Origin of the sequence: Agromyces indicus (assembly GCF_031432295.1) — a bacterium.
Classification (GTDB): Bacteria; Actinomycetota; Actinomycetes; order Actinomycetales; family Microbacteriaceae; genus Agromyces; species Agromyces indicus.
The window spans coordinates 1206537-1227822 of record NZ_JAVKGS010000001.1 but is presented as its reverse complement, the minus strand read 5'-3'; the positions used below and the strand labels follow the sequence as shown (position 1 = coordinate 1227822).

Genomic DNA, 21286 nt, shown 5'->3' with positions numbered 1-21286 from the left:
TGTTGAGGCCTTCGGGCCCCCGGGGTGTGGCGCAGCTTGGTAGCGCGCTTCGTTCGGGACGAAGAGGTCGCAGGTTCAAATCCTGTCACCCCGACCGGGTGGTCGATGCGAGAGCATCGACCGAGAGGCCCCCTCCATGCGAGGGGGCCTTCGTCGTGTCAGGTCGTGCCGTCGATGCGCGGGGCGGCATCCGTCGGCGTTCCGGCGGGCGTGCCGCGGCGACGGCCTCCGCGACCGCTCGCCCAGCGCAGCACCTGTTCGAGCGGGCCACGGCCGACGTAGCGACGCCACAGCCACGCGAACACCATCGATCCGATCGTCAGCCCGATGAGCAGCGGCCACGAGTCGTCGCTGATGAGCCCGTCGGGTCGGCGGTACTTGCCGAACGAGATGATGACGAGGTGCGCCGTGTAGACGGTGAGCGGCATGGCGCCCATGGCGACGATCGGCGAGAGCAGCGCGCCGGCGACGCGTCGCACCCGCGGCTGGGCGAGCGTCGTCAGGGTGACGGCGGCGGCGACGATCACGAGGCCGACGGCGGTGTTGCCGAGGGTCTCGAGCGAGGCCCGCACGGGAGCGGCCCATGCGGCCGTCGAGGGGTCGAGCGCGGGGTTCCGCGGGTCGGGCAGCGCGTGCGAGAGCGGCAGGGCGACGGATGCCACGAGCGTGCCGGCGAGCGCGGTCGCGGCGACGACGCGGGGCGCGGCGACGTCCAGCCGGGCGAGGCCGAGCCCGAGGAGCATGACGGGCACCCAGATGATGACCGGGTACGCGCCGACGAGGAACCACTCGACGAGCAGGCCGAGCGGCTGGTCGGCGAGCGCGACGGTCTCGGGGTCGCGTTCGGCGATCGTCGCGATGGCGGGCGTCATCGTGAGCAGCACGGCGCCGAGCGCGACGGCGATGCGCCCGGGGAGGAAGAGCAGGGGCAGCATGAGGAGGAACGCGACGCCGTACACGTCGAGGATGACGAACACGAGCGGGGCGAACACCGCGACGACGATGAGTCCCAGCGCGATGAGCAGCAGCGCGCGGATGGCGATCTGCCGGCGCAGCGCCCACCGGGCGGCGCGTTCCACGACCGGCCGGGTGGCGCCGGTGAGCAGGCCGAGGCCGATGCCGGCGGTGAGCGCGAACAGCAGTCGGGGGCGCTCGTCGGCGAGCGCGATGAGCGCCGCGGCGTCGACGGGGACGTCGGCGGGGGCGAGGTGCGCGACGAACATGCCGATGAGGGCGATGCCGCGGGCGGCGTCGACGCCGTCGACCCGGTCGGGCAGGCCGGCGCGTCCCTCCGTGCGGGTGCCTCCGCGGGCGGGCGGCGCGGGCGGCGACGGCGGGGTCGTGGGCGGCGTGGACGGGCTCATTCGGGGAGGCAGACGGTGTAGAGGCCGCTCTGCAGCCGGATGTCGCACCGGGGCGGCGGCTCGCCGAACCAGATGCGGGGCAGGTCGGCGGTGACGCCGACGGCGTCGGTGAGCCCCACTCGGGCGCCGGCGAGCACGCCGACGCTCACGGCCGGACCCCACACCGTCGCGACGCGGTCGTAGCCGAGTTCGGCGATGTCACTCGCGGCGGCGCGCTGGTCGGCGAGCGTCTCCCCCGTCGGTCGCGACTGCGTGCCGACGCCGGCGACGCGGCCGCCGATCGACCAGGCGAGCACGACGACGGCGATGACGGATGCCGCGGCGGCGGCGATCCGCGCGGGGTGGACCCGCCGCGGGGCGGGCTCATCGGGGGCCGACCGATCGCGCGCGCCGAGCAGCACCCGGACGGCGGGCACGACGGCGGCCGCGAGCACCGGGAGGAACGCCAGCACCGCGGGAGCCGGATGCCGCACCCAAGCCGGGGTGTGCCGGGAGACGAGCCACCAGGCGAGGAAGGTCGCGAGCGCGAGCCCCGCGGCGAGCACGATCGTGGTGTACTCGGCGGCGGGCTGCGGCATCCGCCTGCGGGCGCGCACGATGACCACGGCGCCGGCGACGACCGCGACGACGGCGAGGAGGGCGACGAGCAGGGCGGGCAGGTTCCACGAGCCGGCGAGACTCGCGACCTTGTCGAGCGGCGACGTGGCGTACCCCTGCTGGCCGCCGGAACGGAGGAACCAGCTGAACTCGCGCAGCAGTTGCCAGTACGCGGCCGGGCCGAGCGCGACGAGCTTCGCGAGCTCGAACAGCACGGTGGGGACGGCGGCCGCGCCGGCGGCGGCGAGCACCCTCGGGATGGTGCGGCGCAGGCGCGCGCCCCACGGTCCGGGCGCGTCGAGCAGGACGGCGAGCGCGAACGCGGGCGCGGCGAGCAGGGCGATGAACTTCACCTGGATCGCGAGTCCCAGGAGGAGCCCGGCAAGCCAGGGGCGGCGGTGCACGAACAGCAGGGCGGCGGCGAGGAACGCGGCCGCGGTGACCTCGCCGAGGATGTCGGCGAGTGTCTGGATGGGCGAGGGCATCGCGCCGGTCTCGAACGCGAGCGGCACGGCGACCGCGACGAGCGCCGCCCAGCGTCCGCCGAGGCGGTGCCCGACGAGGGCGAGCGCGGCGAGGAGCCCGGCGTAGCCGAGGGTGGCGACGGCGCGGCCCGCGAGGACCGGGTCGACGCCGAGCGCGATGAGCCCGGCGATGGGCAGGAGCATGACGGGCCCGGTGGAGATGCGCACGTCGAACGGCGCCAGTTCGCTGCCCGACAGGGTGCCGTCGCTCGTGTACCCGAGCCCCTGCACGAGGTTGATGGGCACGGTGAGGTTGAAGGCCTCGTCCTCCCAGAGCCGTACGGTTCCGATGCCGTTCGCGAGCACGACCACGTTCGCCGCGGCGAGGAGGCCCACGGCGACCCAGAAGGCGATGTCGACGGCGAGGCGGCGTCCGCCGGCAGGGCGCCCGCCGCCGCGTCCGCCGCGGTCACCGCGTCCGACGTCGGTCCCGGCGGGCGCCGCCGTCATCCGGCCGCCCGGGGACGCAGGGAGACCCGCCACAGCTCGGCGGCGGCCTCGAGTGCGAAGCGGCGCAGCCGCTGCGGCGGCAGCAGCGGCGGCCGGTCGACGCCCCACATCGTGCCCGTCGGGTTGGATCCGCGGCGGGGCAGGCTCGCGACCTCGAGGTAGCGCACGCGGAACCCGCGGCGGGCCTCGGCGAGCGAGAAGTGCACGTGGGGCACCAGCGCGTTCTCCGGCACGAGCTCGAGCAGCTCGGCGAGGGGCCCCGGCCGGTAGACGCGCAGCGGGGTGTTCACGTCGGGCACGCGGCGGCCGGCGGCGAAGCCGACGACCACGCCGACGATGCCGGTGAGCACGCGGCGGAACCACGGGTCCTCGCGGCCGCGGCGGACGCCGTGGACGACGTCGGCGCGCGTCGCGACCGCGGCGCGCACGGCGCGGGCCAGGTCGATTCCGTGGAACTGCCCGTCGCCGTCGACGTGCACGATCAGGTCGGGGCGGAGCGCGAGTCCGGCGCGGTAGGCGGCGAGGGCGGTGGGACCGTGTCCGCGGTTCGCCTCGGCCTCGATCACGGTGAGGCCCGGGAGGTCATCGGCGAGTTCGCGCAGCACCGGCACCGTGGCATCCGTCGACCGGTCGTCGACCACGACGAGGTCGAGACGGCCCGCCGACGGCGACAGGGCCGCATGGAGCTCGCGCAGGAACTCCGGCAGACCCTCCGCCTCGTTGTAGGCGGGCATCACGACGGCGAGATGGTCCAGGTCCACGCGGCCTCCCCTGCGGCTGGGCTGCGCGGAAGGGGCGCAGGCTCGTGGAGTAGCGTAGTCGAGGTGTCCCAGCATGCTCGATGGCGTCGTCTCGCCGGTCTCGGCGCACGCTTCCTGACGGTCGGCGCGGTGAGCACCCTCATCGAGATCCTCGTGTTCAACCTGCTGTACCTGGTGGCGGGGGTCGACGTGGTGACGTCGAAGATCGTCGCGTCGCTGGTCGCGCTCGTGAACGCGTACCTCGGCAACCGCGAGTGGACCTTCCGCGACCGCGGCGGCCACACCCGCACGGTCGAGATCGTCCTGTTCGTGGTGGTGAACGCGGTGTGCACGGCGCTCGGCGCGCTCATCGTGTGGGGCGGCGTGATCGTCGCCTCCGAGCTGCTCGGCCGTGAGGCGGGCCCGTTCGCCGTCAACCTCGTGAACCTCGGCAGCATCGTCGTGGTCGTCGTGGTGCGGTTCCTGCTGTACCACTACGTCGTCTTCCGCGGGGTGCGGCGCCCGCGGGCCGAGCGCGTCGAGCGGCTCGACGCCCGCTGACGGCCCGGTCAGGGCCGCCCGAGCCCGTGGTAGCGCCATCCGGCCGCTCGCCAGGCTGCCGCGTCGAGCACGTTGCGCCCGTCGATGAGCACGGGCGCGTCGACGAGCGCCGCGGTGGCGGCCGGGTCCAGGTTGCGGTACTCGCGCCATTCGGTGACGAGCACGACGAGCTCGGCGCCGCGCAGCGCCTCGGTGGTGTCGTCGACGTAGTCGAGCTGCGGATGCCGCAGCCGGGCGTTCTCGATGCCCTCGGGGTCGGTCGCCACGACGTGCGCGCCGAGGCCCTTGAGCTGCACGGCCACGTCGAGCGCCGGTGAGTCGCGCACGTCGTCGGACTCGGGCTTGAACGTGACGCCGAGCACGGCGATGCGCCGCCGGTTGACGGTGCCGCCGAGCAGCTCGTGGGCGAGATCGACGACCCGCTGACGACGTCGCAGGTTGATCGCGTCGACCTCGCGGAGGAACGCGACGGATTCGGCGAGGCCGAGCTCCTCGGCGCGTGCGGTGAACGCGCGGATGTCCTTGGGGAGGCATCCGCCGCCGAAGCCGACGCCGGCGTTGAGGAACCGGCGGCCGATGCGGGCGTCGTGGCCGAGCGCGTCGGCCAGCTGCGTGACATCCGCCCCGGTGACCTCGGCGATCTCGGCCATGGCGTTGATGAAGCTGATCTTCGTGGCGAGGAACGCGTTCGCTGCGACCTTCACGAGCTCGGACGTGGCGTAGTCGGTGACCACGCGGGGCGTGCCGGCGGTGATGGCCGTGCGGTAGACGTCGTCGAGCACGAATGCCGCGCGCTCGTCGGCCACGCCGTACACGAGGCGGTCGGGCTCGATGGTGTCCTTCACGGCGTAGCCCTCGCGGAGGAACTCGGGGTTCCAGGCGAGGCTCGCGTGCGGGGCCGCCTCGGCGAGGCGGTCGGCGAGACGGGCCGCGGTGCCGACGGGGACGGTGGACTTGCCGACGACGAGCGAGCCCTCCCGGAGGTGCGGGATGAGCGCCTCGAACGCCGCGTCGACGAACGTGAGGTCGGCGGCGTCGCGACCGTGCGCCTGCGGCGTGCCGACGGCGATGAAGTGCACGTCGGCGTCCGCGGCATCCGCGATGTCGGTGCTGAACCGCAGACGGCCGCTGTCGGTCGCGGACCGGAGGATCTCGGGCAGGCCCGGTTCGAAGAACGGCGGCCGCGCCGCGGACAGGTCGGCGATCTTGCGCTCGTCGACGTCGATGCCGACGACGTCGTGGCCGAGTTCGGCCATCGCGGAGGCGTGCACGGCCCCCAGGTAGCCGCATCCGATGACGGAGATCCTCATGCGACGCGTCCTTCCGGGTCGGGGTCGAGCGGGTTCCGGATCACGTCGACGGTCACGCGTCGATCCCGGCGGCGAGCTGCTTGATCCACGGCCGCAGCTCGGCGCCGAGGTCGTCGCGGTCAAGCGCCAGCTGGACTGTGGACTTGATGTAGTCGAGCCGGTCGCCGGTGTCGTAGCGGCGGCCGCGGAAGACGACGCCGAGCACCTTGCCCTCCTGGGCGAGCACCTGCAGCGCGTCGGTGAGCTGGATCTCGCCGCCCTTGCCGGGCGGGGTCTCCTCGAGGATGTCGAAGATCTCGGGCTGCAGCACGTAGCGACCGATGATGGCGAGGTTCGACGGGGCGTCGGCCGCCGCGGGCTTCTCGACGAGCTGGGTCACCTTCACCACGTCGGGGGTGCCGGTCGGCTCGACGGCGGCGCAGCCGTAGAGGTGGATCTGCGAGGAGTCGACCTCCATGAGGGCGATGACGGTGAGGCCGTGGCCGACGCACTCGTCGAGCATCGGGGTCAGCAGGTCGTCGCGCGCGTCGATGAGGTCGTCGCCGAGGAGCACGGCGAACGGTTCGTCGCCGATGTGCTTGCGGGCGCGGAGCACGGCGTGGCCGAGTCCCTTGGGGTCGCCCTGCCGCACGAAGTGGATGTCGGCGAGGCTGGACGAGTGCATGACGCGCTCGAGCTTGGCGGCGTCGCCCTTCTGCTCGAGGGTGTGCTCGAGTTCGGTGACGCGGTCGAAGTGGTTGGCGAGCGCGTTCTTGTTGCGGCCGATGATGACGAGGACGTCGTCGAGTCCGGCCTCGACGGCTTCCTCGACGACGTACTGGATGGCCGGCTTGTCGACGACGGGCAGCATCTCCTTGGGCATCGCCTTGGTGGCGGGCAGGAAGCGGGTGCCGAGGCCGGCGGCCGGGATGACGGCCTTGGTGATGACGCTCATGTGTGGTGTGGTGCTCCCCCGGGTGGCGGCCCCTGAATGCGGCCGCGCGTTCTGCTTCTGATGCGCGCTGGAGTGTGTTGGGCGGGTGCGCGGCCCGCAGACGTGCGAAGGGCCCGCATCCCTGCGGATGTCGGGCCCTTCGTCGGGTCAGCGCCTGGGGCGCGTTCCCGTGATCAGGCGTTGCCGCGGTTGCGACGAACCGTGGTCATCACCGCGATGAGCGCGGCGCCGAGCGCGAGCGCTCCGCCGCCGACCCAGAGGGCGAGCACGGGAAGGTCGAAACCGGTGCTGGCGAGGTCGTCGCCGCTACCGCTCCCAGCGGTGTCGGACGGCGCCACGGTGAGGGTCGCGGTCGCAACCACACCACCGGCGGTGACCGTGATCGTGTAGGTGCCGGGCTGGGTGGCGGAAGCCTGGTAGGTGACCGAGCCGGAGGCGTCGGTCGGCTTCGAGGCCGTGGTGGCCTTCAGCGCAGCGAGCGTCACGGCGTCGGGCGCGGTGGCCGTCGACGGCGTGTTGGCCGGCAGGCCCGTGAAGGTGAGGCTGACGGCCTCACCGGGCGCTGCGGTGACAGCCGGCCCCTGGGTGGTGTAGCCCGCCTCTTCGGCGTGGGCGGCGGCGGGTACTGCGAAAAGCGCCACAGCGGCGAGCGCAGCGGTCGCGAGTGCCTTGCGAATCATGTGTAGGGTCCCCCTGGTTCGGTCGACTCGGTCACGCGCATGTGCGCGCTGGCATAAATAGGTGCCGTATCTTCCCCCCTGAAACGGCACTGTTTCACCATAGGGCGTTCTCACAGGTAAGCGCTAGTTGTGACGTTGCGTTCGTGTGAATCGTAGGTGTCGATTCGATAACGGTGTCCCCCATTCCGAGGACATCGGCGAGGAACCCGAACGTGTACGTCGCGCTCTGGCCCGGGGCAAGTTCCACATCCACACCACTCAGCGTGTACCCCGAATCAGACGTCGGGTGATACGGAACGAGCTCTCCGCCTGACTCGACGCCCAAGTTGTAGGCGCCCGGCGGGCCGTAGACATGAATCGACGTGCGTATGTTGCCTGGACTCACCCCGAACGTGCCTCCACCAGTGACATACGCCGGCAGTGATGATGCAGCGTCTGGAGGGGCGGCGTTGGTGAGCGTCACCGAGACCGCCGCGTTACGTCGCCCATCGTTTCGGCACATGACGCTCCCCGCGCCGAGCTCGACGTCGAGATACGCGCTCATCTTGGAACCGGTCATGTCGTTGAGGTAGACCCCCAGCCGCATCTCATCCTCGGTGGAGACTGGGCGCAGGCCAGCGAGCGTCGTCGCCTGGAGGATCTCCTGCTCTTCCGGGACCGCCGACCAGATCAGCACACGCCGTTCGGATCCCGCTTGGGCGAGCGCCGAGATGAGTGCCCCAGGATCCGCCCCCTGCTTCACAGCGTCCATCACGGCGACCGTCGCCCCCGCGAAGAACGCGTCCTGATCCTTCGGGTCTGGGTACCGCGCGTACACGTCGGAGAGCAGCAGACGAACAGCATTCTCCGCGTCGAGGACATCGCCGGTCGGCAAGGTGATCGGTCCCGTGGCGCGCAAGAGATAGCTGAGTGTGACTGGGTCGAGCGCGACAACAGCGGAAGTGGTCTGCCCCGTTTCCCGGCGCCACATCTCGGAGGCGATGGACGCGGCGGTCGGGAAGTCGGGCGTGAACGTCACATCCTGGACATATCGAGCGGTGTTGTCGCCCCAGAGCGCGCGCGTCTCGACGGGCAGCTCGACAACCGGGGGGTCATATCGCGGGAAGTCTCGCGACGATCGCTGGGCAAGCAAGGCGAACGCCCCGCCGTCGGTTCGTACCACGGCAAGGGCACCAGGAATTCCTCCCAGCGAACGAAGCTCGGCGTTGTTCTGGAACAGCAGCAACACGTCTCGCTGTCCTTCGGCACCGAGAAGTGCGGGGCCGATGGTCAGCGAGCGCGAAAGAGCGTCGAGCGACTGGTCGGTCTCCCGCAAGAGCTCGGTCAACTCGGTTCGAGCCGCCGCCAGCGGACCGATCACGTCAGCATCGGCAACCCTCGGGTCCGTCATGGTCTCGTGCGCAGAAGCGACCTGCTCCGCGGCGCCCGCGACGACCGGCTGCGCATCGATCAGCGGCTGCAGCTCAACGCGTCCACCGGCCGGCGAGAACATCGACGGGTCGAGCCCGGCCGCCTGCTTCGCGAGGGGCACAACCGCGCCAGAGGCAACACTGTCGACGGATGCCGCAGCCTCCCGCAACACCAGGAGGTTGGAGCCGACGCCAGGCAACAACTCGACAGCGCGCCACACGGGATCACTCGTGAGCCCTGCAGCGGAGGCCGCATGTTCAGCCAGCGCTTCGGCATCCCGCTGCGCTGTCTCGAAGTCCTGAGCGGTCATCGCAGCCTTGGCGGACTCGGCAAGCGGGACTGCTCGAAGCAACTCACCCGAGGCCTGCAGGCCGCGTACGCCGATCCACACACTGGCCGCAACCGCCGCGAGCAGTAGGGCGAAAATGACCGAGGCGATGTAGGGTCCCGGCCGGCGTCGGTGGCGCCTGATGTGGAGGCGCTCTTCGGGCACAGCCCGCATCAGGTTCTCTAGATCACTCACGGCTTCCCATCCTCATCGACCTGCTCACTGCTGCTGTGCGACGGCACTCGAACCGCTACGGTTGCGCTACCTGCCGACCCCGTGCCGCATTGATCCCCGGTCCAGGACACCAACGCACCAAGAGCCGCCCAGAATGCCACTGGGAAACCGTGATTAGTCAGCGCAGGCGACAACATCGAAGCGACGATTGTGGCAATCACGAGAGCCCGAAACACCGCTCGCGCCTGTTGAGGCATGTTCGTCTTGTGCGGAGACAGCCGGACTAGAACCGCGACATACAGCGCGAGAACGAGCACAGCTGCCGGTATGCCAGACTGGACGCTGCTTGCCAGCCACTGGGATTCCGCGGATCCCCAAACCAGATTCCGTGGATAAAGTCGTCCGGGATCAGAGAAAGAATACAGCCCGCTTCCCCAGCCCGTCACGGGTCGCTCGCTGATGGCAGGAAGCGTCTGTTCGGCCCAGATCTTGATGCGGTAAGCGATTGTGTTCGGAGTCCAGCTCGGAATCCCCTCGATCCTGACTTGGCCGACGCCCTGCTCAGCCCAGCGCCCAAAGAAGATGTCACCGAAGACCCAGATCACAACCGCGGCCGCGATACCTGCGGCCAGAACCACGTCGAGCCGAACGCCGTTCAGGACCACCGTGAGGGCCACGAGAACAAGTGAGACCCCGATTGTAGTGAATGTCGTTGTGGCGAACGCCCCGGCAAGTAGCACGCCCAGCCCGATGAACGTTCGGAAACTGGCGCGCGCGTTCGCGCCCCTGGTCAAGAGAAGTATGCAAGCGACGGCAATGCAAACCGTGATGTAGTGCCCGAATCCGGTCCAGTGCCCCGTCAGTCCGGTAGCGCGGATCAGGATCGTAGTATCGAAACGCGCCTCAAGCGCCTCCGAAGGCGCAAGCACCGTTACGAATCGGAACTGGTCGGGCAGCAGTGCCTGCCCAATCGCCAAAAGCGCGACGAAGTACCCCGGGGCTACAAATGACCGCAAGAAGGGCGCTACGTCACTTGTTCCCGCTAAAGCAATCCGAGACGCCCAGTACGCGAGTAGCAGGAACACCGGTAGCGTCGCGCTGACGGGCTCTGCACCGAAGCGTAACTCATGAGAGTTTGCGAGCTCGGCGAAGAACAGCCATCCGGATAGTAGGACGGCAAGGATCTCTATACCGCCGAGTCGCAGGCGGGCGAGTCCCGTCGGGTTATTGCAGGAGGCCAACGTCAAGGCAAGGATCACGAGCAGATGCCACGGTCGCACGCCGCCGACGACGGCTGGCACCGCAGTCGCGGCCGCCGCGCACCCTAGTAGCAGTGCCACGACGACAGGAGCGCGTTGGCTGGCGATGCCCCCGACGTAGCCGCTCACTCGGCAGGTCCCCGCGATCGAGCTTTGCTCTGATCCAACGCGCATCTGAAGACGTCGGAGTACTGATCTCCGATTCGCGTCCATTGGAACTGGCTGAGGTCTGGCGCACTCGGCCTTTCGCTCCGCGCCCATGCCAATGCACTGTCGAGAATGGCGTGGTTGAGCACGCCGTCATACAAGTAGATGAACTCGGTTCCAACACATGCCTGTAGCCACTCAGTAGTGGGCGACCGCGGGGCGAGCACCGGCCGGTTCAGCCCCAGCGCGAAGAACAAGACACCCGAGTTGCCCATTCGCCTGTAGGGAAGCACAACAATCTCGCTCTCGAGCACCTCAACCACGAGCTGCGCGTCTGGCAAGAATCGCAGGCTGCACGATGCTCTAGCGTCTTGGTTGCATAGACTCGCAATGGCGCGACCATACTCGGGAGTATGCGGTTTACCTACCAAGCGCAGCGACACGTCTACAGTGGTTAGCCCACCGAAGGCCGCTATCAACTCCTCGACGCCCTTGTAGGGCCTGATGAGTCCGGCAAAGAGAATCCGACCAGTGACAATGGTCGGCGGTTCGGACGGGATCGACTGTTCGTACACGCCATGAGGAATGACGGAATGCTCGGATGAACGTGCGGCATCGGGAGCCATATAAACGCGCTTATCGACGAAGCCCGCCAGAAGCGCTAAGAATCGTCGCTCGAGGAGCCCACCGGACTCGTGGGGCTCGTTGTTGTGTACCGTCCATACGATTGCTGGCCTCGTCCACCAGATTCGCAGAAGGAATAGCCATGCAAATGCGTACTTCACAGGCACCGACAGCCCGCGCCGTGAGGGTCGAAAAATCTGCTCGGGCCAGTGCAAGTGGAGCAGGTTCCAGTTGCCCAGTAACGCCGTCTTCCAGTCGAACCACTTCACGTCGAACTGGCCCGAGAGCGATCGGTAAAGTAGCCGCAAAAACGGATTCTCGAAGGATGCGCGCTCTCGGGAAGACACCAGAACGACTGCAGGGGCTGCAGGGACCGTTATCCCTCGCAGCTCTTGGGGACGGCGAGATCTCTCTCGGCTCGGGAATCGCGAGTTTCTCATGCCGCGGCGCCACGCTTAGAATTCGATTTTGAGGACGCTGTTCGCGACCAGAGGTGACGCGGAAATGCAGCCAGGAGCGGTTCTGGGTCGAACGTGACCGGATCCTGGGGACCCAGGTCAAGGGCATGCATGGGATTGTGGGCGGATGGCGGCATTCGCCGACCTGTGCCCTCGAAGTAGTCCTCGTATTTGAAGCGCGGTTCATGGTCGGATCGCATATGCCGCACTGGCACACCGAACGACTCGGCGATTATCAGACCGTGTAGTGACGACGTTACCAAATACTCGCAGTCAAGGATCGCCCTAACCACTTGATCAACAGGGGCGGTGGGCTCGATGACGGAGAAAGTATCGCCAGGTTCGCGCTTGTCGTTGAGGTTCGCAAGCACGCCGATCTTCCGGGATGGCGATTCAGGCCGGGTGAACTCGGGGAACAAGTAGGGAACCAAGAGCCCGGGGTCTCCATACGTATCCGGAAGAGTTGTGTATCTCGAAGAGAGGTAGCGGGCCGTGAGAGGGCCCCTTAGTGCGTGGATGTACATGCCCGGCACGGGCTCGGACTCTACCTTGCCGTTGCGACCCGTGCCCCAGACGTGAGCTTCAGGGCGGCCGAAATGAAGGACGGAGCCAACCGTCAGCAGCATGGCGGGCGAACCGCCGGCACCAAGGCCCTCCTTCTTGACCAGCCTTCGCACGATCATCGGGCCGAGCAGATCGCCGAAGTTCGACTTTCGCGGTCCGACCTCGACATGACGCCCGAAAAGACTGCCCAAACGAACCGTTCTTGGGTTCCAGAAAAAGAGTTCTACGCTGCCGTTACGCTCAATCACTGCGAAGTCCTCCGCACCGCCATAGTCATCGTGGCAACGATCGCACGAGCATCTCTGCGCACTTGAGGGATTAGGACCACACACACTCCTACGTAAATAAGCAAGGTTGCACTCGCCACTAGGACCGGCAAGCCAGCGCTCATCGAGATCTGCAAGTATTCAGATATCCAGGAGAGCAGGATCGCGGCCGGAATTGAGATTATCATCGGCCACAGGGCGTTTCGCAGGACCACCGATGGGCGCAATCCCACCATTCGCATACCCAACGTCGAGTACACGATCCAATTCAGCACCAGACCAGCAGCAACCGCTCCCGCGACCCACAGTATGCTGATCGTGCTCGCAAGAATCACCGCCACCACTGTGATCGAACGGGTGGCGATTCCTAGCCACAACTGAATGTCCATCCGACCCCTTGAGAGAAAGACCCAGTAGTTGACGTAACCGATGCCCTGGAAGAATCCCCCGATGCAAAGCACTTGCAGCACCGAAATCCCATCCTGCCAACCTGGCCCCAGCACCAACGGGACCAATTCGTTTGCCGTGCCGAAAATGAAGGCAAACCCCAATCCGAACGAATACGCCAGACAAAGTTGGGCCCTAACGAGAAAAGCTTCGTATCGGCGTGGCTCCTGGAGAAGCTTCGACAGGGTCGGAAGCGCAACGCGGGTGAGTGGGGCGGCAAGCTGCTGCAATGGAAGACTGAACAATTGGTACATTCGGCCATAAATACCCAAGTCCGCAGCTGAGGCGGACGCTCCGATGGCAATCTTGTCAACGTTCGTACTTGCGTAGTTGACCAACGCACCGCCCATCGTGTGCGAGCCGTACCTGACATAGGATCTTATGGACGTGGAAAAGCTGGGTAGCCCCGGCAGCCAGCGCGCCCCTAACAGCGCAGTTACCAACAGGACGCCGTAAGCCGTCAGTTGTTGGGCGACCAATGCCATCACCCCCGCGCCGCTCAGCGCTATCGGAACGGCGACGGCAAGTCCCACGGCCTGCGCAGCGATCTCTGCGCCTGCGAGGAGGCCGAAGCGCATCTCTCGAGTGAGTTGTGCCCGATGTTGCACCGCTAGCGACAAGAGAATGAAGCTGAGGGACATCCACTGCGCAACAGGGGTGAGCCTCGGTTCGCCATAGAAGTCGGCGATAAGAGGCGCGCAGGCGAACATGGTCCCACTTCCCAGGGCGCCAATGCAGAGGTTCAACCAGAACAGGTTGGTCCTCTCCTTGGCGGTGATGATGGGCGCCTGTATTGCGGCGAAAGATAGGCCGAAATCTCCGACCACCGCAGCAAGCGCGGCGATCGCGGCCACCATTGTAAACACGCCGAATTCTGCTGGCGGAATGATTCTCGCGAGAATGAGTATGGACGACGCCTGGATAGCGAACTTGAGCACTTGCCCGAACACCGTGACCGAGGTTCCGCGTGCGGCCCGCGGCGCCAGGCTCATTGGCGGGTCACCACTCGATCCAGCCCCATGATTGCTTCGAATCCGGGGAGACGGACGACTTCGCGTCGAAGTCGCGGCGCCAGCCGAAGGGCGATGGCCGCATCGATGCTGTATCTTCGCCACAACCTTCGAGGTTCCCGAATCAGACGCACAAGCCAGTTCAATTTGAGGCGATACGCCCAGGGCGGGTAGTACGTCGGTACGCTCACTTGATCAAGCCAACCGCCGCACGTAACGACCAACCGAGGCGAGTTCGGGAGCCGGATCAGCTCGGACGCGAACTGATCCTGAAGGGGAGCCCCCAACCCCACTATGAGAATGTCCAGGCCAGCGGGCACCTCGCTAGCAGTGAGGCCCGAATAGCCATCGATTGAGTAACACACTTCGCTACCGTCTGAGACCATGCCTGCGATCGCGACACGAGCCCTCGCGTTCGCTTCCGGCGTGCCACCTACCAAGCCGACTCGCAACCATGGAGTTCGAGCAAGAAGTATTGGCAGGACCAGGTCGGCGCTTGTTCGCGGAGGAAAGGGCCGGCCCACGATTAACCGGAGCAGCGTTCCATCAATTCCGACCGACGCGAATTGGTTCATCGGAACACACGCCGTGAGTGTTTGAACAACCGTATGGTGATTAAGCCATGTAGCCGCCGCGCTTTGATCCGAGCGAAGTAGTTCAGTGAGGGCTGCCGAATGGCGTTCGGCCCACCGGTTTTCATGCATGGCGGTACACCCCCTCAGGCTGTGGCGAGCGGAGATCGAGAGCGGCGATCACGCTAGACGCGCGCGCTGTCCACGAGTTGTCTGCTCGTAGTTGCCTTAGATCCTCGATCCCAGGCTGCGAGCGAGACCCGAGCGCCTCAGTGAGTGCTGCGCGGAGCTCGTCAGCGTCGCTGAACACCCAAATCGGCATGCCCTGCGCCGCCAACGCGACAGCATCGTCACTCGGCGTGCATATGGCGCCGATGCCTGAGCCCGCGTATTCGTATAGTTTGAGGGGCGAGTGGTACATGGTTGAGCCCACCGTGGCCTTATGTCCGGCGTACCCTACATCCCACCCACGCATTATCGCGAAAGCTTGCTCCTGGTCGAGAGCACCATAGATGTTCACGGCTAGATGCGCCTCGACGTCGCCTGCGATCGATCTAATCGCCTGGAGATTCGGACCTTCGCCAACGACCTCTACCTTTACTGCGCGGCGCCCGACGGAACGGTTGACGTCACTCGCGACCTCGACCAACAATTCGAGTTGTTGCCAAGGAACCACCGAACCGACGAAGCCTACGAGGAGTTCTCCGGGATTCGATGGGGTCATTCGGGGAAGGATCTCTCTGTCGAGCAGAACATACGGGATCGCGTTAGGTACAGTGAGAATCTTCTCTCGTGGCACGTCAGCGAAAGTAGCAATTTCATCCGCCAAGTCTCTGCTCACCGCGACGATGAGGTCTGCCGAACGATACAGTCGACGCTCAATTCGTGTAGCGATGCCGGCGAATGCAAGGGCCTTTCGATCATGCGCCGTCTCACGAGCCATCAATCCATTGCTTTCCACAACGACCGGAACGTGTCGACGCCAGCGGTGAAAGGAACTGAGTGACTGCATCACCGCAGCACGCTCATAAATCAGTGCGGGCTTGGCCGATCGGCGGCTGTCAACTGAGACCTGAAGACCAGCCCATATCATCGCAGCCAGACGCGCGAGGTCGGAGAGTACGAGGCGTGCGAAAGAACTGCGAATGCCGGTGCCTTCTCGAAGAGTTGAGAAGCGACGCAATCCCGGCATACCAGATGTCATCTGGAGCCTTACTTCGTACCCCAGTCTCTGAAGTCCCTCCGTAAATCCGAGGATATGCGTCCGGGGCCCCGGTGTCGTCGAGTCGGCACCAAGACTGATGCGCAGTCCACCGATCAGGTAATCGACATGGGCAGCGAGTGGAGACGTCTTGGTATGGCGCTCTCCGTTCATCAATACGCCCCTTCGGTTCGCGCAACCGCTCGAGCAGTGCGCCAGAGGATCACGAGATCGCCGGTCATCGACCAGTTCTCGACGTAGTAGAGGTCGAGGCGCACGGTGTCCTCCCACGACAGGTTCGAGCGGCCGCTGACCTGCCAGAGGCCGGTGATGCCGGGCTTCACGAGGAAGCGGCGGTGCACGTGGGAGTCGTACACGTCGGTCTCACGAGGCAGCGGCGGCCGCGGGCCCACGAGCGACATCGAGCCGCCGAGCACGTTGAACAGCTGGGGCAGCTCGTCCAGGCTGAACCGGCGGATGAATCGGCCGATCGGGGTGACCCGCGGGTCGTCCTTCATCTTGAACATCACCGCGTTGCCGGCGTCGCGCTGCGCCGCCTGCAGCTCGGCGAGGCGAGCCTCGGCGTCGATCACCATCGAACGGAACTTCAGCATCTCGAACGGGCGGCCGTTGATGCCGACCCGACGCTGCCGGAAGAGCACCGGACCCGGCGACGAGAACTTGACGATCGTCGCGATGGCGACGAGCAGCGGCGAGAGCAGCAGCACCAGTCCCCCGGCGACCACCAGGTCGAAGGCGCGCTTCGCGACGAGCTTGCGACCCTCGAACTTCGGCGTCTCGACGTGGATCAGCGGCAGGCCGGCGACGGGGCGCGTGTGGATCCGCGGGCCGCCGATGTCGATGAGGCTCGGCGCGACGACGAGGTGCTCGGCGCCGGGGTTCAGCCCCCAGGACAGCTGCTTCACCTGGTCCGGGCCGAGCTCGTCGGCGCTGGTGATGACGACCGTGTCGGCGCCGAGGTCGCGCATCACCGCGAGCGCATTCGTCGTCCCCGACCACGCCGGCACCTCGAGGTCCGGAAGCCGGCCGCCGGTGACCCCGGTCGGCACGCACGCGCCCATGACGCGGTAGCCCGCTTCCGGGTTGCGCTTCAGTTCACGGGCGATCGTGATCGCCGACGACGTCGAGCCGACGAGCAGCACCCGCGACACGAACCGACCCGCGCGACGCTGCACGCCCAGCCACTGCCGCCACATCCAGCGCGAGAACACGAGCACCATGAGCCCCAGCGGGAACGCGATGAGGATGTACCCGCGAGCGAGGTCGACCTTGAACAGGAACGCGACGATCGCGACGATCCCGAACCAGCGGATCGTGGCATCCGCCACACCCCGGTACTCCTGCGTGCCCACCCCGAGGTTGCGGTGCTCACGGGTGTCGAAGAGCTCGAGGGCGACCATCCACCCGAGGATGATCACCACCGACACGAGCGTGTAGCTGACGGCGATGTCGCCGCGCGACCCGCTGAAGCCCATGGCCGAGCTGTCGAGACCGAGCCACGCGATCTGCACGCCGAAGACCACCCACGAGAGCACCAGCAGGTCCGTGATCGCGACGCGACGCGCGAGTCGGATCGACCACTGGCTCGTCGGCACCCTGGTCATCAGGTACGTCGACGCGATCGCGCTCACCATGTCGCTCCCCCGTCCGAGGAACGCAGCACCTGAGTACCGGTCCACAGCCACAGGCCGCCGCCCAGGTCGACCGCGATCGTCGACGCACCCGGCGCGGCATCCGTCGTCACGCACTCGCCGAGCGCGCCCGGGCTCGTGGTTCCCGACGCCAGCACACCCGCCTGCACGCCATCGACGCAGTCGCCCTGCCCCGCGACGAGCAGACGGATGCCGCTGCCCGCGTCGCCGGCGCTCATCGCGAGTGCGATCGCACCGGGCACCGGAGCGGTCGCCGCCCACGTCGCACCGCCGTCCGCGGTCGTAGCGACGGTCGAGTCCCCGCAGAGCACGGCCGCCGACGCGGCATCCGCTGCACTCACCTGAGCCGGCGCGGCGCACGGTGCCGAACGGGTGCCGGATGGCGCGACCACCTCGGCCCCGTCGAGTCGCCACGCGGAGTCGAAGCTCGGGCCCGGCGCCCAGTCGGCGCCCTGCACGAACGTGCGGAACGCCACCGCATCGCAGTCGTCGACCGTCGCGGCGAGCACCGACGCCTCGACCTCGGAGATCACCGTGATGGCCGCCGGCGCACTCGCCTCGGCGAGCTGGGCCGGTGCCCAGGTGGCCCCGCCGTCGGTCGTCACCTCGACGACGCCGCGCGCGGTCGGGCACGAGCCCATCGCCGCACGGTACGCGACCCGGTCGTCGAACGCCGCGAGGACCACCGAGACCGGCGCGGCGTTCGCCACGTCAGCGGGGGTGGGAACCGGCGTCGGTGCGACCTCCGTGGGCGTGCTCTCGGGCAGCACCGGCAACTGGGCCGGCGACCCGGCCGCGGATGCCGGGAGCACCGACGCGCGCGACGCATCCATCGCGTACCAGATGAGCGCGGCATCCGCCGCGAGGAGCAGCACCAGACCGATGATCGGCCACCGACCGGTGCCCTGGCGGATGGAAGGACGAGACGACCTACGCGGCACCGCGACCTCCCGAAGCAGTCGCGGCGAGCGCCCGTGCCACACCGTCGACGGCGACGGTGATCAGGCGCTCCGCCTCGGCATACACCTCGGGTGAGCGGCGATAGGGATCGACGACGTCGTCGTCCTGCGGAGTCGCGGGGGGTTCGGCGAGGCCGCGCGACACTGCGATCTCCTCGACGCGAGCCGCCGGGTCGTCGGAGGCGAACGTGAACGACGGATCGACGGTGCGCGCCCGCGCCACGAAGTCGGCGATGCGTGCGAACTCGCGGAGCGTGAAGGTGCGCCGCGACGCGCGCGGCACGAGCTGCAGCACCCGGGCACGGTGTTCGCGGGCGGCGACGAGGATCAGGTCGGACGCCTGCACGAGTTCGGCGGTGAGCTGGCGACCCGCGTGCGCGTCCGGATCGACCCCGGCACGCCGCGACATCGCGGCCGCTTCCGGGGTCATCGGGCTGTCCACCAGCGCGTGCGTCCCCGCGCTCGTCACCTCGACGTCGATGCCCGCCTCCGCGAGTCGCGCCGCGAGCAGCTGGGCCGCGAACGGAGACCGGCAGACGTTGCCCGTGCAGACGGAGAGGACATGGAACGTCATGGAGCCGTCACCGCCGGCGCCTCGGAGGCGTACCCGTAGCCGTAGCCGTACCCGTAGCGGCCGTACCCGTAGGCGTCCGGACCCTTGGTCGGCAGCATCGTGATCACCACGCCGGACACCGGCGCGTCGACGTTCGCGAGGGCCGCCATGGCGCCCTTCAGCTGACCCCGGTGCGTCCGCCCGGCGGCCACCACGACGATCGTGCCGCCGACGTTGCGCGCGAGGATCGCGGCATCCGTCACCGGGAGCAGCGGCGGGCAGTCGAAGAGCACGACATCGAACGACCGGTTCGCCTCCGCGATCAGCTCGACCATGGCGGTCGAGCCGAGCAGCTCGCTCGGGTTCGGCGGGATGGCGCCGGCGGGCAGCACGAACATGCTGTTGCGACCCCAGCGCTGCACGACGTCCTGCAGGTCGGCGCGGCCGATCAGCACGTCGGAGAGTCCCACCGCACCCTCGAGACCGAGGTAGTCGGCCTGCTTGGGACGGCGCAGGTCGGCGTCGACGAGCAGCACTCGCGCACCGGCATCGGCCAGGGCGATCGCGAGATTCGCGGTCGTCGTCGACTTGCCCTCGGACTCGACCGAGCTCGTCACCACGAACGCGCGGTTGGTGCGGTCGGCATCGAGGAAGTACAGGTTCGTGCGCAGGGTGCGGAACGACTCGGCGCGCGGCGACTGCGGGTCGGCGTGCACGATGAGCGGACGCTCGTTGGCCTTCGGGTCGAAGACGATCCCGCCGATGATGGGCGTCTCCGTGACGAGCTCCACGTCGCGCTCGTTGCGAATGCGGGTGTCGAGGGTCTCGCGGAGGACCGCGAGGCCGATGCCCAGAGCGAGGCCGACCAGCCCGCCGAGCGCGACGTTGAGCGGCACGTTGGGGCTCACCGGTGCCTGGGGCACGGCGGCGTGCTGCACGAGCGTCAAGCGCACGGGACTGGTCGGCTCGCCCTCGGGGGTCTGCGACGCCTCGATGGACTCGACCACCTCGGTGAGGCTCTCGCTCACGGCCGTCGCGATCTCGGCGGCGAGCGCGGGGTCGACATCCGTGACGGTGATCTCGATGAGGGTCGTGTCGAGCGGAGCGGTGGCCGTGACCTGCTCGGCGAGCTGCTCACCGGTGAGGTCGAGGCTCAGCTGGTCGATCACCGGCAGCAGCACGATCGGAGTGGTGACGAGGTCGGCGTACGTCTTCACGCGCTGCTGGGTGAAGGTGTTGCCCTGCTGCAGCTCGGTGACCGTGGTGCCGTTCGACGTCGACACGAAGACCTTGGCCGACGAGCTGAACTTCGGCGTGGTGACGATGGAGTAGGCCGCGCCGGCGCCGATGCCGAGGAGCGCGAGCACCGAGATGAGCACCCACGATCCGCGAAGGATGCGCAGATAGTCCCGCAGCTCCATGTGTGCCACCCCTCACGTCCGCAGACAACGAAAAACGTCGGTCGGCGCTCCCCCCTTGCGCCGCCGACGTCCCCCAATGGTGCCATACGGGCAAAACCTGAACTGACGCCGGGAGAACTCGTCGACCTGCCCGCGGCCCACGCTTGCACACTCCGAAAGGAGGCGCATGTCCGCATTTCGTGGGACCGATGTCCCCCCTTGCGAGGACACTTTCGCCCGATATCCCGGCGATTTGACCCCCGGACGAGGGGTGGATAACAGTTCGATAACGACGCCTCCACGCGCCGACACGGCGGCGTGTCCTCGCATGCCGAGGCACCTCGCTACAGTGGCGACATGTCCCCCATTTCGCCACCACGCGCGACACGATCGACCGAGCTGGCGATCGCGGCCATCGCCGTGGTGACGGCCCTGGTGCTGACCCTCGCCTTCGCGGACCTCACGCGCCGCGTGATCATGCCGACGTGGTTGCAGGTCTCGGGCGCCTACCTCGCGGTGTGGGTGCCGCTCGGCGCGGCCGTCGCCGTGTCGGCGCGGCGGAACCCGGTGCGGTGGCGCCGTCTGCTCCGGATCACGCCGCTCGACGTGCTCCTCGGCATCGGCGTCGGCCTGCTCGCCCGCGCCACCGCGACCCTGATCCAGGCCGGCCTCACGGGCGTCATGCCCGCAGGCGGCATCCGCCTCGAACTCGACCCGGTCACCTGGTGGGTGGGACTGCTCATCGCGCCGGTGCTGCTCGCGCCGCTCGTCGAGGAGCTCTTCTTCCGTGGCCTCACCCAACCCGCCGTGGCCGACACCGCCCGGGCGGCGGGCAGCCGCCCCCGCGCCGCCGCAGCCACGGGGGTCGTGGTCGCCGCCGCCGTGTTCGCGCTCCTGCACACGCTCGACGCCGCCACCCCGTCGGGCGCCTGGACCGTGGGCCTCAGCACCTTCGTCCTCGGCTGCGCGGTCGGCGCGCTGGTCGCGACCACGGGACGACTCGGCGGTGCGTTCGTCGCGCACGCCGTCTTCAACCTGACCCTCGTGCTGCTGCTGATGTGACGGGGTCGAGCGGATGCCG

General features: G+C 67.9%; 19 protein-coding genes and 1 tRNA gene. 3 read left to right on the top strand and 17 right to left on the bottom strand.

What is annotated here, in order from left to right; all coding sequences use genetic code 11:
- Nucleotides 1-20 precede the first annotated feature (20 nt).
- Nucleotides 21-94: transfer RNA gene (locus tag RH861_RS05865), tRNA-Pro, on the top strand.
- 64 nt (nucleotides 95-158) lie between these two features.
- On the opposite strand, the gene RH861_RS05860 is transcribed toward RH861_RS05865, so the two are convergent.
- Genes RH861_RS05860 through RH861_RS05850 form a run of 3 tightly spaced genes read right to left on the bottom strand, consistent with a single transcriptional unit; the run spans nucleotide 159 to nucleotide 3696 of the window.
- Nucleotides 159-1364 carry a DUF418 domain-containing protein gene (locus RH861_RS05860; RefSeq protein WP_310520195.1) on the bottom strand — a complete coding sequence of 402 codons (1206 nt, stop codon included), beginning with the start codon at nucleotides 1362-1364 and terminating at the stop codon, nucleotides 159-161.
- Nucleotides 1361-2935, bottom strand: coding sequence for a hypothetical protein (locus RH861_RS05855; protein ID WP_310520194.1), 1575 nt, complete (start codon nucleotides 2933-2935; stop codon nucleotides 1361-1363). The genes RH861_RS05860 and RH861_RS05855 overlap by 4 nt, the downstream gene beginning before the upstream one ends.
- Complete coding sequence (locus tag RH861_RS05850; protein ID WP_310520193.1) at nucleotides 2932-3696, bottom strand: glycosyltransferase family 2 protein; 765 nt, start codon at nucleotides 3694-3696, stop codon at nucleotides 2932-2934. The genes RH861_RS05855 and RH861_RS05850 overlap by 4 nt, the downstream gene beginning before the upstream one ends.
- Nucleotides 3697-3759: 63 nt before the next feature.
- On the opposite strand from RH861_RS05850, the gene RH861_RS05845 reads away from it, so the two are divergent.
- Entirely contained in the window at nucleotides 3760-4236 is a 477-nt protein-coding gene (locus tag RH861_RS05845) for a GtrA family protein (protein WP_310520192.1), read from the top strand.
- Nucleotides 4237-4244: 8 nt separating this feature from the next.
- Here RH861_RS05845 and RH861_RS05840 read toward each other — a convergent pair whose 3' ends face one another.
- The 14 genes from RH861_RS05840 to RH861_RS05780 all read right to left on the bottom strand — a co-directional run bounded on the left by RH861_RS05840 (nucleotide 4245) and on the right by RH861_RS05780 (nucleotide 20226).
- On the bottom strand, nucleotides 4245-5546 hold the full coding sequence (locus tag RH861_RS05840; protein WP_310520191.1) for a UDP-glucose dehydrogenase family protein: 1302 nt from the start codon (nucleotides 5544-5546) through the stop codon (nucleotides 4245-4247).
- Nucleotides 5547-5598: 52 nt separating this feature from the next.
- On the bottom strand, nucleotides 5599-6480 hold the full coding sequence (galU, locus tag RH861_RS05835) for a UTP--glucose-1-phosphate uridylyltransferase GalU (RefSeq protein WP_310520190.1): 882 nt from the start codon (nucleotides 6478-6480) through the stop codon (nucleotides 5599-5601).
- Nucleotides 6481-6653: 173 nt separating this feature from the next.
- Nucleotides 6654-7160, bottom strand: a complete 507-nt coding sequence (locus tag RH861_RS05830; protein ID WP_310520189.1) for a hypothetical protein — start codon at nucleotides 7158-7160, stop codon at nucleotides 6654-6656.
- Between the two features lie 94 nt (nucleotides 7161-7254).
- Complete coding sequence (locus RH861_RS05825; RefSeq protein ID WP_310520188.1) at nucleotides 7255-9093, bottom strand: DUF4012 domain-containing protein; 1839 nt, start codon at nucleotides 9091-9093, stop codon at nucleotides 7255-7257.
- Entirely contained in the window at nucleotides 9090-10460 is a 1371-nt protein-coding gene (locus tag RH861_RS05820) for an O-antigen ligase family protein (RefSeq protein WP_310520187.1), read from the bottom strand. The genes RH861_RS05825 and RH861_RS05820 overlap by 4 nt, the downstream gene beginning before the upstream one ends.
- The gene (locus RH861_RS05815) at nucleotides 10457-11449 is read right to left on the bottom strand and encodes a glycosyltransferase family protein (protein ID WP_310520186.1); all 993 of its coding nucleotides are present in this window, start codon (nucleotides 11447-11449) and stop codon (nucleotides 10457-10459) included. Before RH861_RS05815 ends, RH861_RS05820 begins: the two co-directional genes overlap by 4 nt.
- Nucleotides 11450-11538: 89 nt before the next feature.
- Complete coding sequence (locus RH861_RS05810) at nucleotides 11539-12372, bottom strand: polysaccharide pyruvyl transferase family protein (protein ID WP_310520185.1); 834 nt, start codon at nucleotides 12370-12372, stop codon at nucleotides 11539-11541.
- Complete coding sequence (locus RH861_RS05805; protein WP_310520184.1) at nucleotides 12369-13829, bottom strand: lipopolysaccharide biosynthesis protein; 1461 nt, start codon at nucleotides 13827-13829, stop codon at nucleotides 12369-12371. The genes RH861_RS05810 and RH861_RS05805 overlap by 4 nt, the downstream gene beginning before the upstream one ends.
- Nucleotides 13826-14551, bottom strand: coding sequence for a WecB/TagA/CpsF family glycosyltransferase (locus RH861_RS16345; RefSeq protein WP_425549097.1), 726 nt, complete (start codon nucleotides 14549-14551; stop codon nucleotides 13826-13828). The genes RH861_RS05805 and RH861_RS16345 overlap by 4 nt, the downstream gene beginning before the upstream one ends.
- Nucleotides 14544-15794, bottom strand: coding sequence for a glycosyltransferase (locus RH861_RS05800; protein WP_310520183.1), 1251 nt, complete (start codon nucleotides 15792-15794; stop codon nucleotides 14544-14546). The genes RH861_RS16345 and RH861_RS05800 overlap by 8 nt, the downstream gene beginning before the upstream one ends.
- On the bottom strand, nucleotides 15794-17275 hold the full coding sequence (locus tag RH861_RS05795; RefSeq protein ID WP_310520182.1) for a sugar transferase: 1482 nt from the start codon (nucleotides 17273-17275) through the stop codon (nucleotides 15794-15796). Before RH861_RS05795 ends, RH861_RS05800 begins: the two co-directional genes overlap by 1 nt.
- Nucleotides 17269-18168, bottom strand: coding sequence for a hypothetical protein (locus tag RH861_RS05790; RefSeq protein ID WP_310520181.1), 900 nt, complete (start codon nucleotides 18166-18168; stop codon nucleotides 17269-17271). Before RH861_RS05790 ends, RH861_RS05795 begins: the two co-directional genes overlap by 7 nt.
- 55 nt (nucleotides 18169-18223) lie before the next feature.
- Entirely contained in the window at nucleotides 18224-18826 is a 603-nt protein-coding gene (locus RH861_RS05785; RefSeq protein ID WP_310520180.1) for an arsenate reductase/protein-tyrosine-phosphatase family protein, read from the bottom strand.
- Nucleotides 18823-20226: a tyrosine-protein kinase domain-containing protein gene (locus RH861_RS05780; protein WP_310520179.1), complete on the bottom strand. Its 1404-nt coding sequence runs from the start codon at nucleotides 20224-20226 to the stop codon at nucleotides 18823-18825. Before RH861_RS05780 ends, RH861_RS05785 begins: the two co-directional genes overlap by 4 nt.
- 336 nt (nucleotides 20227-20562) lie before the next feature.
- Here RH861_RS05780 and RH861_RS05775 point away from each other — a divergent pair, with 336 nt between their 5' ends.
- Entirely contained in the window at nucleotides 20563-21267 is a 705-nt protein-coding gene (locus RH861_RS05775; protein WP_310520178.1) for a CPBP family glutamic-type intramembrane protease, read from the top strand.
- The last annotated feature ends 19 nt before the right edge of the window (nucleotides 21268-21286 follow it).